The sequence below is a fragment of the Kitasatospora cinereorecta genome, assembly GCF_024172095.1.
Taxonomy (GTDB): domain Bacteria; phylum Actinomycetota; class Actinomycetes; order Streptomycetales; family Streptomycetaceae; genus Kitasatospora; species Kitasatospora cinereorecta.
The window spans coordinates 574,955-587,802 of sequence record NZ_JAMZDX010000005.1 but is presented as its reverse complement, the minus strand read 5'-3'; the positions used below and the strand labels follow the sequence as shown (position 1 = coordinate 587,802).

The 12,848-nt window shown below is 73.5% G+C and carries 14 protein-coding genes and 1 pseudogene; 8 read left to right on the top strand and 7 right to left on the bottom strand.

What is annotated here, in order from left to right; genetic code table 11:
• Positions 1-2: 2 nt before the first annotated feature.
• The gene (locus FHR36_RS28315; RefSeq protein WP_253801627.1) at positions 3-1,412 is read right to left on the bottom strand and encodes a LamG domain-containing protein; all 1,410 of its coding nucleotides are present in this window, start codon (positions 1,410-1,412) and stop codon (positions 3-5) included.
• Between the two features lie 203 nt (positions 1,413-1,615).
• On the bottom strand, positions 1,616-2,050 hold the full coding sequence (locus FHR36_RS28310; protein WP_253801625.1) for a CBS domain-containing protein: 435 nt from the start codon (positions 2,048-2,050) through the stop codon (positions 1,616-1,618).
• Positions 2,051-2,284: 234 nt separating this feature from the next.
• Here FHR36_RS28310 and FHR36_RS28305 point away from each other — a divergent pair, with 234 nt between their 5' ends.
• Positions 2,285-2,692 (top strand): (2Fe-2S) ferredoxin domain-containing protein, encoded by a 408-nt coding sequence (locus tag FHR36_RS28305; RefSeq protein WP_253801623.1) that lies wholly within the window; start codon positions 2,285-2,287, stop codon positions 2,690-2,692.
• Positions 2,693-2,749: 57 nt separating this feature from the next.
• The gene (locus FHR36_RS28300) at positions 2,750-3,520 is read left to right on the top strand and encodes an aminotransferase class IV (RefSeq protein ID WP_253801621.1); all 771 of its coding nucleotides are present in this window, start codon (positions 2,750-2,752) and stop codon (positions 3,518-3,520) included.
• Positions 3,521-3,611: 91 nt separating this feature from the next.
• Here FHR36_RS28300 and FHR36_RS28295 read toward each other — a convergent pair whose 3' ends face one another.
• Both FHR36_RS28295 and FHR36_RS28290 read right to left on the bottom strand, forming a co-directional pair.
• A complete protein-coding gene (locus FHR36_RS28295) occupies positions 3,612-4,085 on the bottom strand; it encodes a Dps family protein (protein ID WP_253801619.1) in 474 nt (157 codons plus the stop codon).
• Between the two features lie 116 nt (positions 4,086-4,201).
• On the bottom strand, positions 4,202-4,597 hold the full coding sequence (locus tag FHR36_RS28290; protein WP_253801618.1) for a hypothetical protein: 396 nt from the start codon (positions 4,595-4,597) through the stop codon (positions 4,202-4,204).
• A gap of 229 nt (positions 4,598-4,826) precedes the next feature.
• On the opposite strand from FHR36_RS28290, the gene FHR36_RS28285 reads away from it, so the two are divergent.
• Together FHR36_RS28285 and FHR36_RS28280 are read left to right on the top strand one after the other, a co-directional pair.
• A complete protein-coding gene (locus FHR36_RS28285) occupies positions 4,827-6,437 on the top strand; it encodes a purple acid phosphatase family protein (RefSeq protein WP_253801617.1) in 1,611 nt (536 codons plus the stop codon).
• Positions 6,438-6,469: 32 nt separating this feature from the next.
• Positions 6,470-6,802, top strand: a complete 333-nt coding sequence (locus FHR36_RS28280) for a YnfA family protein (protein ID WP_253801615.1) — start codon at positions 6,470-6,472, stop codon at positions 6,800-6,802.
• A 15-nt stretch (positions 6,803-6,817) separates the two neighbouring features.
• On the opposite strand, the gene FHR36_RS28275 is transcribed toward FHR36_RS28280, so the two are convergent.
• Together FHR36_RS28275 and FHR36_RS28270 are read right to left on the bottom strand one after the other, a co-directional pair.
• Positions 6,818-7,330 (bottom strand): hypothetical protein, encoded by a 513-nt coding sequence (locus FHR36_RS28275; RefSeq protein ID WP_253801613.1) that lies wholly within the window; start codon positions 7,328-7,330, stop codon positions 6,818-6,820.
• Positions 7,331-7,442: 112 nt separating this feature from the next.
• Entirely contained in the window at positions 7,443-8,654 is a 1,212-nt protein-coding gene (locus FHR36_RS28270) for a pyridoxal phosphate-dependent aminotransferase (protein WP_253801611.1), read from the bottom strand.
• A 100-nt stretch (positions 8,655-8,754) separates the two neighbouring features.
• On the opposite strand from FHR36_RS28270, the pseudogene FHR36_RS28265 reads away from it, so the two are divergent.
• The 4 genes and pseudogenes from FHR36_RS28265 to FHR36_RS28250 all read left to right on the top strand — a co-directional run.
• Positions 8,755-9,108 (top strand): annotated as a pseudogene (locus tag FHR36_RS28265) (winged helix-turn-helix transcriptional regulator); the annotation flags it as partial.
• A gap of 106 nt (positions 9,109-9,214) precedes the next feature.
• Positions 9,215-9,694 (top strand): DUF3291 domain-containing protein, encoded by a 480-nt coding sequence (locus tag FHR36_RS28260; RefSeq protein ID WP_253801609.1) that lies wholly within the window; start codon positions 9,215-9,217, stop codon positions 9,692-9,694.
• An 84-nt stretch (positions 9,695-9,778) separates the two neighbouring features.
• Positions 9,779-10,717 carry a GNAT family N-acetyltransferase gene (locus FHR36_RS28255; RefSeq protein WP_253801607.1) on the top strand — a complete coding sequence of 313 codons (939 nt, stop codon included), beginning with the start codon at positions 9,779-9,781 and terminating at the stop codon, positions 10,715-10,717.
• 96 nt (positions 10,718-10,813) lie between these two features.
• Positions 10,814-11,611: an SGNH/GDSL hydrolase family protein gene (locus FHR36_RS28250; RefSeq protein WP_253801605.1), complete on the top strand. Its 798-nt coding sequence runs from the start codon at positions 10,814-10,816 to the stop codon at positions 11,609-11,611.
• A gap of 35 nt (positions 11,612-11,646) precedes the next feature.
• Here FHR36_RS28250 and FHR36_RS28245 read toward each other — a convergent pair whose 3' ends face one another.
• A complete protein-coding gene (locus FHR36_RS28245; protein WP_301330742.1) occupies positions 11,647-12,837 on the bottom strand; it encodes a putative PEP-binding protein in 1,191 nt (396 codons plus the stop codon).
• Positions 12,838-12,848: the final 11 nt, after the last annotated feature.

Sequence of the window (12,848 nt, the reverse complement as noted above, 5' to 3'; positions counted from 1 at the left end):
CGTCAGACCACTCGGGCGGCGGCGATCGGCCGCTGCGTCACGGTGTAGGTCTTGTCCGACGCGGTGTTGACGCTCCATCGGTACCGGGAGAAGTAACCGGTGTCGTTGGCGGCGTAGAACATCATGTGGCCGATCCCGACGCCCTGGAGGTTGTCCGCGTCCACCGCGCCGACCATCCGGGTGTCGGGGTACGTCCCGTAGTTGCCCACGCCGAAGACGCCGTGCGCGTCGCTGGTGCAGTCGATGATCTCCACCGCGTACTGGGTCTCGGTCGGGTAGACCGCCGAGCCGGTGTAGACGCCCTTGACCGAGCGGACCATCACGATGTGCCCGGTGTTCCTGGTGTCGCTGCCGTTGTAGTTCACCGCGATCAGGTCGCCCGGCCGCAGGTCGGCGGGCCGGAGCACGGGCCGGAAGTGCGGACCGGGGTTGCCCGCGAAGCCGGCCTGGTAGTCGGCCGCCTCCGGGCTGCTCGCGCCGAACCACTGCTGGTGGTACGACCCGTCGGCCGCCCACGGGTAGGTGTACTTCAGGACCTTGGTGAGGAAGGAGGCGCACCGGGCCTGGGAGAACCAGGTGGCCGGGTCCGAGGGCTGCCCCCAGACCACGTTCGCGGTGGCGAAGCTGTACTGGTTGTTCTGGCGCGCGGTCAGCCCGCCGACCACGGCGATCTCCGCCGCGGTGAGCGCCCGGCCCCAGAGCCGGACGTCGTCGACCGAGCCGATCCAGCGGTTGGCCGGGGCGCCGTCCCACTTGGCCCGGCCGATGTTGAGGCCCTGCGGCGAGTCCCACGGCGTGGTGGTGTCGGCGGCGCTGCCCGCGAGCGCGCCGTTGACGTAGAGCCGGACGTTCGCGCCGTCCCAGACGCCGGTCAGGTGGGTCCAGGTGTTGGCGGTGACCGGGGTGCCGGCCACCGCCGCCACCTTCTGGGCCTGGTCGGCGCTGCGCACCTTGAACGACCAGCCGCCGCCGGTGGGGTCGAAGTGCAGCAGGAAGCGGCTGGTGGTGGCGCCGTCCTGGCTGACCGCGGTGCGGATCGCGGTGGTGTCGCCGAGCTGGACCCAGGCGGCGACGGTGAACGGGGCGGTGGTGTCCACCACGCTCGGGCCGGAGGCGTAGGCGCCGGCGGTGCCGCCCAGCGCGAGCGCCCCGCCCGCCCGGGCGGTGGACCAGGTGGCGTCCGGTCCCGCGGTCACCGGGCGGTTCAGCCCGGAGAGGTCGGCGCCGTTGCCGTCCAGCGGCCAGTGCCCGGCCAGGCCCGCGGGTACCGCGCCGGCCGCCAGCATCCGCTGGTACTGCACCATCAGCTCCGCCTGCGCCAGGTGCGGGACGAGGACGGGTGTGAACGGCGTGTCCAGCGTCTCGGCCTGCGCCACCGCGCCCGGCCCCGCCAGATCGATCAGTGCACCCATCCCGACGATGGTCGCCCCACCCAACAGGCCGCGCCTGCTCACCATCTTGTCACTCCATCAGTACGGAAGATCAACGGACGACCCGAGGGTCGGCCGAGTCTAGCCTCCGTACTCGAACGGCGGCCGGGGAATACGGGGCGGACAACGCGCCGAGGTGGCGCCGACCGCGTCCGGTCGGCGCCACCTCGTCCCGCCGGAGCGGGTCAGCGGTCGACGTACATGCTGTCCATGAACTCGATGATCTGGCGGTCGGTCACCCGCATGCCCTCGCGGTGGCCCATGGCCAGGTCCTTCTCGCTGATCATGCCCACCAGGCGCTCGCCGTCGATGACCGGGATGCGACGGATCTGGTGCTGCTCCATCTTCTTCAGCACGGTGTCCATGTCGTCGTCGGCCCGCACGCAGTGCAGGTGGTCGGACAGCTCCATGGCCTTCATCATCGAGGGGTCCTTGCCCATCGCGATACATCGGGTCACGATGTCACGGTCGGTGATGATGCCCTTGAGCTTCCCGTCCGGGCCGCAGATGGGAAGGGCGCCGACGCCCATGTCCCGCATCATCTTCGACGCGTCCATCAGGGTCTGGTCGGCGTTGACGCACTGAGCGCCGGAGTGCATGATGTCACGCGCTGTGATCACAGCCAGTCCTCTCCTCGTCCGCGCGGCAGTGCGCGGCCTGTGGTCGTGGTCACACGGTAGGTCGATCCCGGGCGGTCCGCGCGGGGAGCGCGGCGCCGCTCGCCCCGCCCGCCGGGCCGGGGCCGGTGGCCGGTGGGGCAGAATCTGGTGACCGCCCGTGCACGTCCGCGGCGGCCCGACCTCCGACCGGCCTGCGGCCGACGACGGCGGCGGGCCCCCTTGGGAAGGAAACTGATGGCCCGTCGTCCCCGCCAGGAACCCGCCGCCGCCCCGAGCGCCCCGGTGACGGTGACCGTCTGCCGCGGCTGCTGCTGCGGCTCGGCGGACAAGCACCCCGGGGTGGACCATGCGGGTCAGCTGGAGCGGCTGCGCGCCGGCGTCGGCGGGGCGGGCCGGGTCCGGGCGGTGGACTGCCTCGACGTCTGCGGCCACTCCAACGTCGTGGTGGTCGGCCCCTCGGCGGAGGGCCGGCGGGCCGGCGGCCGTCCGGTCTGGCTGGGCTGGGTGCTCTCCGACGACATGGTCGACGACATCACCGCGTGGGTCCGCTCCGGCGGGCCCGGGGTGGTGCCCGCGCCCGGCGTGCTCGACCTCCAGGAGATCAAGGTCTCCCGGCGGGTCCGCGACGGCCTGCCGGGCTGAGCGCCCGGCCGTCGCGGCCGTCCCGGGCCGTCCGGGGGCGGCTGCCATGCTGGGCCCATGACTGAACTCGACGGCCGGCCGGTGGACCCGGCGGACCTCCAGGCGCTCGCCCTGACCAACTACGGCCACTTCACCACCATGCGGGTGGAGGACGGGCGGGTCCGCGGTCTCGCCCTGCACCTGGAGCGGCTGGACCGGGACTGCCGCACGCTGTTCGGGGTCGCGCCCGACCTCGAGCGGATCCGGGCGTACGCCCGCCGGGCGCTGCCCGACTCCGGCGCGCTGGTGGTCCGGGTGACGCTGTTCGACCCGGCGCTGGACGTCGGCTCGATCGGGGCGGCCGCCGAGCCGCGGGTCCTGGTCACCACCCGCCCGGCGGGCCCGCCGGCGCTCGGGCCGATCCGGGTCCGCACCGCCGGGTACGTCCGCGACCTGCCGCAGGTGAAGGGGGTCGGCCTGTACGGGGCGCTGCGGCTGCGGCGCGAGGCGCGGCTGGCCGGCTGGGACGACGTGCTGTTCACCGATCCGCGGGGGCGGCTCACCGAGGGCGGCACCTGGAACCTGGGGCTGGTCCGCGGCGGTGAGGTGGTGTGGCCGCGCGGCGCGTACCTGCCCGGCACCACCCTGCGGCTGCTGCAGGACCTGGAGCCGACCGGTGTCACGGAGGAGGTGGCCGGCCCGGAGGGGTTCGAGGCGGCGTTCGCCACCAACGCGGCGGTCGGCGTCCGGGCACTGGCCGCGATCGACTCCACGGCGCTGGCGGTGGACCACCCGGTGGTGGCCCGGCTGCGCGAGGCGTACACGGCACTGCCGGGGGAGCCGCTCTAGACATTGGTGCGCCCGGCGGGGAGGCGGTGGGGCGGCTCCCCGCCGGGGCGACGGTGGGACGGCCCGGTGAAGGCCGGGCCCGGGGACGGGATCAGGCGGTGTTCTCCGCCTGGGCCATCCACGAGTACTTCTCCAGGTCGGCGGTGAGGCCGATCAGGATGTCCTGGCTGATCGGATCGGCCGCCGCGGTGGCGTCGATCCGCCCGCGCATCCGGGTGATCACCGCGCCGAGGCCGGCGACCAGCGCGCCGACGGTGGCCGAGTCGGAGACCGACCCCTCCGGCGCGGTGGCGATGCCGCTGGTGGCGGCGACCGTCACCGCCCGCCCGTCCGGCGAGACGCCGATCGCGGCGGCCCGCTCGGCGACCGTGTCGGCGTGCAGCCGGGCGAGCGCGACCACCTCGTCGAGCTGGAGGTGGACGGAGCGGAACCGCGGGCCGACCACGTTCCAGTGCAGCTGCTTGGCCACCAGCGAGAGGTCGACCAGGTCGACCAGCGCGCCCTGGAGCGCCTCGCCGACCACCTTGCGGTCGGAGTCGGGCAGGGGGCTCTTGATTCCGTACATCCGCTCTGCTCCTCGTGGGCCGGGTGCCGCGGCCAGCATGACACAGGAGCGGACGAATCAGGCATAACCGGCGCGCCGGTGCGCGGAGCGGCCGGTGCGTGTACGAGGGGGGCCGGTCAGGCGGTGAACCAGGACTTGCCCTCGGCCGAGTTGACGGCCCTGATGATGCCGATCGCGATGGCGATGCCGAGGATCCCCGGCACCGAACCGTTGAGCAGCGCCACCAGCCCGCTGAGGATCGTCAGCGCCTCGACCACCGTCACCGCGGTGCGCACCCAGCGGAAGCGGCGGCCGACGAGTGCCGCAGTGACGGCCAGCACCGCCGTCCACAGCAGCGCCACCACGCCGATGACCTTGAGCGGGCCGGCGGTGTCGTCCTCCCCGCCGGCCGTGCCGACCAGCAGCAGGCCGACCAGTCCGTTGGCGAGCGCCTGGAAGACCAGCCCGGCGATCGCCATCTTCAGCGAGCGGGGCATGGACATGGGCGTGGGATAGGGCTGATTGATCGTCATGTTGCAGATCCCCCCGAATCGTTGGCGCGTCACGGCGCCCGTCAGACGAGGATCGGCGGTGCGGCGGCGGGGTGTCAACGGGATTGCCGAAGGGTGGGGTGCGGTCCCGGCCGCGGTGGCCGACTTTACGAACACATGGGCGAAACTTACGGTTCGACAGGTCGGCGCGACGACGCCCGTTCACCGAACATCCGTGTACGCGCCACCCGCCGCTGACAATCTCCCGCGCATGGATATCCCACGCATGGGCGTGCCCGAGAAGCTCGCCGACCGGATGAGCATGGCCGAGCAGCACGAGTACCTGCGCAGCAGGCTCTCCCGTCGCAGCATGCTGCGCAGCAGCGCCGTGGTGGTCGGCGCCCTGGCCGTCGGCGGAGCGCTCGGCTCCGGCACCGCGGTCGCCGCACCGGTCGACACCACCGCGGACATCGACGGCGCCATGGTCTCCCCGATCGGCCGTCACCTGGGCTTCGGCGCCGAGCCGGACACCCAGATCCGGGTCTCCTGGCAGGTGCCGGCGCCGGTGAAGAAGCCGTTCCTGCGCTTCGGCCGCCACCCCTGGGACCTCGGCCACAAGATCGAGGCCGAGGTGCGCGCCCTGCACACCCCCGCGCTCACCCCGACCGGCACCCCGGTCGACCAGTACTACCTGCACGTCGAGCTGAACCACCTCCAGCCCGACACCACCTACTACTACGGTGTCGGCCACCAGGGCTTCGACCCGGCCTCGCAGCAGAAGATCTCCACCCTCTCCACCTTCCGCACCGCGCCGTCCCGGCACGGCCGCACCAACCGGCCGTTCGCGCCGTTCACCTTCACCGCCTTCGGCGACCAGGGCGTCAGCTCCCACGCGGCCGGCAACGACCACGTGATCCTCGCCCAGAACCCGTCCTTCCACCTGCACGCCGGCGACATCTGCTACGCCGACCCGATGGGCCAGGGCCAGGACGCGGACAAGGTCGCCTACAACGCCACCACCTGGGACGCCTTCCTGGCGCAGACCGAGACGGTCGCCGCGAAGATCCCGTGGATGGTCTCCTACGGCAACCACGACATGGAGGCCTGGTACTCGCACAACGGCTACGGCGGCGACAACGACCGCTTCTTCCTGCCGACCAACGGCCCGGACCCGCGGCTGGCCCCGGGCGTCTACGCCTTCAAGTACGGCAACGTCGGCGTGATCTCGCTGGACGCCAACGACGTCTCGTACGAGATCCCGGCCAACCTCGGCCTCACCGCCGGCCGGCAGACCGCCTGGCTGGAGCGCAAGCTGCGCGAGCTGCGGGCGGACGAGAGCGTCGACTTCGTCGTGGTCTTCTTCCACCACTGCGCCTTCTCCACCACCCACCAGCACGCCTCCGAGGGCGGTGTCCGCGAGGCCTGGGTGCCGCTGTTCGAGCGCTACCGGGTCGACCTGGTGATCAACGGTCACAACCACGTCTACGAGCGCACCGACGCCATCCTCGGCAACAAGGTCGCCAAGGCGGTGCCGAGCGGCGCGACCGTCGAGCCGGCCCGCGACGGCGTGGTGTACGTGACGGCGGGCGCGGCCGGGCGCAGCCTGTACAGCTTCGACGCCCCCGACACCTACGAGGGCCACGAGCACCGGGTCGAGGAGGTCGACACCTTCCACTTCGCCAAGGGCGGCGTGAAGGTGCCGGAGAAGGTCCAGTGGTCGCGGGTCCGCTACACCGGCTACTCCTTCATCAAGGTGGACGTCGCCCCGGCCCACCGCGGCCGCACCACGACCATGACGGTGACCGCCCTCGCCGAGGACGGCACCCGGATCGACCACTACACCGTCGCCCGCCGCGCGGGCGAGTGCCACGGCGCGGTCTGATCCCCGGGTGACCTGGCCGTAAGCTCCCGGCCATGACCGTCCTGCGCTCCGCCGTCCTGTTCGCCCTCGCCGCAGTCGCCGAGATCGGCGGCTGCTGGCTGGTGTGGCAGAGCGTGCGCGAGTCGCGCCCGTGGTGGTTCGCGGGCCTGGGCGTCGTGGCGCTGGGGGCTTACGGCTTCGTCGCGGCCTTCCAGCCGGACAGCCACTTCGGCCGGGTGCTGGCCGCCTACGGCGGCGTGTTCGTGGCCGGATCACTGCTCTGGGGCGTCCTGGTGGACGGCTTCCGGCCGACCCGCTGGGACGTGGCCGGTGCGCTGCTCTGCCTGGCCGGCGTGGCCGTCATCATGTCCGCACCACGCCGGTGAGCAGCGCCGCCGGCGTCAGGCGTACGTCCAGCGCCAGCCGTTGTTGTCCAGGCAGGTGATGGCGCGGCCGCTCGCGTCGGTCCCGGCCACGTTGTGGTCGGAGCTGCGGCAGTACTGGCCGGCCTTGTAGCAGTTGCCCGCGTTGGACAGCGGATGGCAGCCCTGGGCCTGCGGCTGGGTCGGCTGCGCCGGGGCCTGGGTGGTCCGGGCGGGCGCCGCGGTGGTGTGCGCCGCGGCCGGCCTGGTGGGCGTCGCGGCAGCAGCCGGCGCCTCGGCGGCCGGGGTCTCGGCGACCGGCGCGACCGTGGGCGTCGGGCTCGGGGTCGGCGTGGGTGTCGGCGTGGGCGACGGGCTCGGCGAGGGGCTCTGCACCGCCGCCGCGGCCGCCGAGGTGGCGGGTGCCGGCGGCGGGGTACCGGTGTCGTCCGGATCGCAGGCGGCGGTGAACAGCAGCAGCGCCAGCAGGGCGCCGACCGCCGACGCCTTCCGCGCACCGCGGAAGGCCGGGCGGGTGGGGTGAGGGATCATTTCGGCTTTCGTCCGACGGGACGGGGACGACGGCCATCCTGGCGAGCGGGCCGGTCCGGCGCCGGGCATGCGCCGAACCGTTACCCTTCGGCAATTCCCTCGCTACCGTCGGCTACTGCCGGTAGGTGGCCAGGAAGCGCCCGATCCGGTTGATCGCCGTCTCCAGGTCGTCGGCCCGGGGGAGGGTGACGAAGCGGAAGTGGTCCGGGCGGGGCCAGTTGAAGCCGGTGCCCTGGACGATGTGGATCTTCTCGCGGAGCAGCAGGTCCAGGACGAAGCGCTCGTCGTCGACGATCCTGTGCACCGCCGGGTCCAGCCTGGCGAAGGCGTACAGCGCGCCCTTGGGCTTGACGCAGCTGACGCCCGGGATGTCGTTGAGCGCGCGCCAGGCCACGTCCCGCTGCTCGGTCAGTCGCCCGGAGGGCAGGACCAGGTCGTTGATCGACTGGTGGCCGCCGAGCGCCGCCTGCACCGCGTACTGGGCCGGCACGTTGGGGCACAGCCGCATGCCGGCCAGCATGGTCAGGCCCTCCAGGTAGTCCTTGGCCGCCTGCGTGGGGCCGGAGACCACCAGCCAGCCGCTGCGGAAGCCGGCCACCCGGTACGCCTTGGACAGGCCGTTGAAGGTCAGGGTGAGGACGTCGTCGGCGAGCGCGCCCAGGCAGTGGTGCTCGGTGTCGTCGTACAGGATCTTGTCGTAGATCTCGTCGGCGAAGACCAGCAGGTCGTGGCGGCGGGCCAGGTCGAGGATGCCCTCCAGCAGCTCCTTCGGATAGACCGCGCCGGTCGGGTTGTTGGGGTTGATGACGACGATCGCCTTGGTGCGATCGGTGATCTTGGCGGCGATGTCCGCCAGGTCGGGGTACCAGTCCGACTCCTCGTCGCAGAGGTAGTGCACGGCCTTTCCGCCGGCGAACCGCACCACCGCGGTCCACAGCGGGTAGTCCGGCATCGGCACCAGCACCTCGTCGCCGTCGTCCACCAGGGCCTGGACGGCCATCTGGATCAGCTCGGACACGCCGTTGCCCAGGTAGACGTCGTCCACCGTGACCCCCGCGACCCCGCGCTGCTGGTAGTACTGCACCACCGCGCGGCGGGCCGGCAGGATGCCGCGGGAGTCGCTGTAGCCGTGCGCGTTGGGCAGGTTGCGGATGATGTCCTGGAGGATCTCCGGCGGCGCCTCGAAGCCGAACGGCGCCGGGTTGCCGGTGTTCAGCCGCAGGACGCTGTGCCCGGCCTCCTCCAGCGCGTTGGCCTGGTCGACGACCGGGCCGCGGATCTCGTAGCACACGTCCTTCAGCTTGCTGGACTGGCGAAACTCCATCAGCGGCCTCCCGAACCGTCACCACACCACCGTGGCTGGCAATGCTTTGTTCTACCAAGTAAGGACTTGGAAAGTCCAACCTCTTGGCTATGCTGACCCCATGCCACGCCGAAGCTACGACCAGTACTGCGCCGTCGCCCGCGCCCTGGACGCGGTGGGGGAGCGCTGGAGCCTCCTGATCGTCCGGGAACTCCTCGTCGGCCCGCGCCGGTACACCGACCTGCACGCCGACCTCCCCGGGGTCTCCACCGACATCCTGGCCGCCCGGCTCAAGCAGCTGGAGGGCGAAGGGCTGGTCGAACGCCGCCGCCTGGAGCGGCCCGCCAACGCCACCGTCTACGAGCTGACCGAGCGCGGCCTCGCGCTGCGCCCGGTGGTCGAGTCGCTGGCCGCCTGGGGCACCGCCGACCTCGGCGAGCCGCGGCCGACCGACGCCGTCCGCGGCCACTGGTACACCGCCGCCGCCCGGGTCTGACGGCCGGTCGGTCGGGCCGGTCGGAAACCGTCCGAGGGGTGGAACCGCCCTTCGGTCCGGCCGCCGGGGTGACTACCGTCGGGGCATGACGACCACCGCCGGCCACCAGCTCGCCCAGCTCAACATCGCCCGCCTGCTCGCCCCGCTCGACAGCCCGCAGCTCGCCGACTTCGTCGCCGCCCTCGACCCCGTCAACGCCGTCGCCGACCGGGCCGACGGCTTCGTCTGGCGGCTGGTCGAGGGCGAGGACGGCAACGCCACCGACGCCCGGATCTACGGCGACGACTGGCTGCTCGTCAACATGTCGGTGTGGCGCGACCCCGAGGCGCTCGAGGCGTACGTCTACGGCGAGGAGCACCGGGCGGTGCTGCGCCGCCGGCGCGAGTGGTTCGGGCGGGTGGCCGAGGCGATGACCGTCCTGTGGTGGGTCGAGGCCGGCCACCGTCCGACCGTCGCCGAGGCCGAGGACCGGCTCACCCGCCTGCGCGAGCAGGGCCCGACCCCGGAGGCCTTCACCCTCCGGGAGCGCTTCCCGGCCCCGACCGCCGCACCCGCGCCGCAGTGATCATCTGTTGACGCGTCAGGACGTACCCGGTTAGCGTCGCGGTCCGCTGGGGGGCGAGGCCTCCCGACCGTCACGGAGGCCGTGTTGCTCTTCCGCCCCACCGTCGAGGCCGACCTCGACCGGGTCCTGTCCTGTACCGTCACCGAGCCCGTCAGCTGGGCCGACCCCGACCGCTACCGGCGCTTCCTCGCGGACGGCAGCTACCGGCCCGCCCACACCTGGATCGCCGAGGACGCGTCCGGGCGGCTGCTGGCCCGGGCGGTCTGGTGGACCTTCCCGGACGGCGAGCGCCCGCTGGCCCTCGACTGCGTCTGGGTGGACGACTCGGTCGCCGACCCGGCCGCCCTGGCCGCGGAGCTGCTGGGCGCCGCCCACGCGGCGTTCGGCCCCGGCGAACTGCCCGAGTACCACCTCTTCCTGCCGCCGGACTGGCGCGCGGACCCCGCCGTGGCCGACGCCGTCGACCGGCGCCGCGAGGCGGCCCGCCGGGCCGGGCTCGGCGACGCGCTGGAGCGCGTGCGGTACGCGTGGACCGCGGACGCCCCGGTCCCGCCGGCCTCCGGGGCGCTGGTGTTCGCCCCCGCCTCCGACGCCGACTTCGTCGAGGCCTTCCGCCGGGTCGCGGCCGGCAGCCTGGACGACGACACCCGCCGGGGCCTGGCCCGCACCGACCCCCTCACCCAGGCCCGGGAGACCCTCGCCGACTACCTGTCGATGCCCGGCGACCGCGCCTGGTGGCGCCTGGCCCGCACGCCGGACGGCGCCCTGGCCGGCGTCGCCCTGCCCTCCGCCAACCAGGGCGGCCCGGTGGTCGGCTACCTCGGCGTCGTCCCCGAACTGCGTGGCCGCGGACTGGTCGACGGGCTCCTCGCCGAGATCACCCGCTCGCACGCCGAGCGCGGCGCGAGCCGCATCGGCGCCGACACCGACCTCGGCAATACCCCGATGGCCGCCGCGTTCGAACGGGCCGGATACCGCGCCCACGGCGTCCGCCTGGTGCTCCGCGAACCGCTTCCCGCCTGACCGGCCCGGGCGGCGGCGCAGGTCAGCGCGGTGGTGGCTACCGGAGGGTAGGCCCAGCGGTGCGGGCGTCGCGCGTGCGCGTACGATCGTCGGGCCATGGAGAAGACCACCGCATCCACCGTGTCCAGCTACGTCGCCGTCGGGGACTCGTTCACCGAGGGCATGTGCGACGACCTGCTGCCCGACGGCCAGTACCGGGGCTGGGCCGACCGGGTCGCCGCGGCGCTCGCCGCCGAGCGGCCCGGCGAGGAGTTCCGGTACGCCAACCTCGCCGTCCGCGGCAAGCTGATCGGCCAGATCTGCACGGAGCAGGTCGGGGCCGCCGCCGCGATGGGCGCCGACCTGGTCACCCTGGCCGGCGGCCTGAACGACGTGCTGCGGCCGGGCTGCGACATCGAGGACGTCGAGGAGAAGCTCGGCAAGGCAGCGGCCGAACTGGTCGCCGAGGGCCGGACCGTGGTGATGTTCACCAGCACCGACCCGACCCGCCGGCTCGCCGGCTCCACCCGGCTGCTCCCGGCGATCCTGCGGATGAAGGCGTTCGTGGAGTCCGTCGCCCGGGACAACCCGGGCCGGGTGGCCGTGGTCGACCTGTACTCGGCGCCCTGCTTCGACGACCGCCGGATGTGGGCCGAGGACCGGCTGCACCTCTCGCCGGAGGGCCACCGCCGGGTCGCCGCCGCCGTGCTGGAGGCGCTCGGCCGCCCGGCGGCCGAGGACTGGCGCGCCCCGCTGCCCGCCGCCGCACCGCGCGGCCGCGCGGAGAAGGTCCGCGACGACCTGCGGTGGCTGCGGATCCACCTGGTGCCGTGGATCGGCCGCCGGCTGCGCGGCCGCTCCTCCGGCGACGGCCGCCCGGCCAAGCGCCCGGCCCTGGCCCCGTACGAGGGCTGACCGGGGGCCTGGCCGCCGAACAACGGGCGGACGGTTCAGAACCGCTCCAGGATGACCTGCCGGAGCTCGGCGGTGCACATCATGTAGCCGTCCGGGGTCGGCAGGTGGTCGAGGTAGTGGGCCAGGTCGGTGCCGAGCGAGAACACCCGCACCGGGGTGCCCGCGGCCCGGGCGGACTCCACCACCCGCCGCACGCCGTCCAGGACCGCCGGGTGCCGGGTCCGGTAGGAGTCGGCGACCAGGTGGTTGCTGCGGTCGGCGGCCAGGTAGAACTGCACCAGGTCCTTCACGCCGACGAAGATCTCGGCCGCTCCGGCGGCGCAGATCGCCGGGGTGGCGTGCACCGCCGCCGGGGTCTCGATGAACGCGGACAGCGGTACGTCGGCGGGCAGTTCCAGGAACTCCCGGAGGCGGCTGAACTCCTCCGCGTCGTTGAGGAACGGGATGGAGAGGTGGACCCGGCCCGCGTCCTCGCCGAGCCGCTCGCGCAGGGAGCCGAGCACGGTGTGCAGCGCGGCCCGGTACGCGGGCGAGCCCAGCAACCAGCGGGCGCCGTGCAGGCCCAGTTCGGGGTTGGGCTCGACCGCGACCGGGGCCAGCTCGGTGACGCCGGCCGCGTGGTCGGAGCGCAGGTCGAGCAGCCGCAGCACCAGCCGCTGGTCGGGCAGCAGCGCCTCGGCGAAGGCGACCAGCCGGTCGGCGACGGCCAGTCCGTACTCCGCGATCGCGGCGGGGCCGCCGTCCAGGGCGTCCAGCGGGCGCAGCCCGGCCGCCAGGCAGAGGAACTCCTCGCGGATGAAGAAGCAGTCGACGCGCTTGGCGTTCGGCCCGGACTCGTTGATGGTCCGGATGTCCTGGAGGTCGGCGATGACGGCGCACGCGGAGCCGAGGTCCTCCACCGAGGGGTTCCCGGCCTCCGCGTCGGGGGCGGCAAGGTCCTGGTCCGCCCCGATGAGCACCGACTGGCTGTCCAGGTCGAGGGTGACCTCGCCCACCAGGTGGTCGAGGTCCGCCCGGTCGACGCGGAGCACCGGTATGCCCCGGCCGCGGCAGAGCGACTGCATGTGCCCGGTGCTCCCGCCGGTGCCGCAGATCACCGCGCGCGCCGTCACGATCGCCTCGTACAGGGCCGCTTCGAGGGAGGGGGCGACGAGAATGGATCCCTCGACCGCGCGTCTGCTGCGGTTGCAGGTGCCGCGCACCGTGCTCCCGGTACCACCGGTCAAGAGGTTTCCCT

Bases quoted from the DNA above. Each gene is read 5' to 3' on its own strand.
- FHR36_RS28315 (WP_253801627.1), bottom strand. From the start codon at position 1,412: ATGGGTGCACTGATCGATCTGGCGGGGCCGGGCGCGGTGGCGCAGGCC.
- FHR36_RS28305 (WP_253801623.1), top strand. From the start codon at position 2,285: ATGGCCCGTCGTCCCCGCCAGGAACCCGCCGCCGCCCCGAGCGCCCCG.
- FHR36_RS28300 (WP_253801621.1), top strand. From the start codon at position 2,750: ATGACTGAACTCGACGGCCGGCCGGTGGACCCGGCGGACCTCCAGGCG.
- FHR36_RS28295 (WP_253801619.1), bottom strand. From the start codon at position 4,085: ATGTACGGAATCAAGAGCCCCCTGCCCGACTCCGACCGCAAGGTGGTC.
- FHR36_RS28290 (WP_253801618.1), bottom strand. From the start codon at position 4,597: ATGACGATCAATCAGCCCTATCCCACGCCCATGTCCATGCCCCGCTCG.
- FHR36_RS28285 (WP_253801617.1), top strand. From the start codon at position 4,827: ATGGATATCCCACGCATGGGCGTGCCCGAGAAGCTCGCCGACCGGATG.
- FHR36_RS28280 (WP_253801615.1), top strand. From the start codon at position 6,470: ATGACCGTCCTGCGCTCCGCCGTCCTGTTCGCCCTCGCCGCAGTCGCC.
- FHR36_RS28275 (WP_253801613.1), bottom strand. From the start codon at position 7,330: ATGATCCCTCACCCCACCCGCCCGGCCTTCCGCGGTGCGCGGAAGGCG.
- FHR36_RS28270 (WP_253801611.1), bottom strand. From the start codon at position 8,654: ATGGAGTTTCGCCAGTCCAGCAAGCTGAAGGACGTGTGCTACGAGATC.
- FHR36_RS28260 (WP_253801609.1), top strand. From the start codon at position 9,215: ATGACGACCACCGCCGGCCACCAGCTCGCCCAGCTCAACATCGCCCGC.
- FHR36_RS28250 (WP_253801605.1), top strand. From the start codon at position 10,814: ATGGAGAAGACCACCGCATCCACCGTGTCCAGCTACGTCGCCGTCGGG.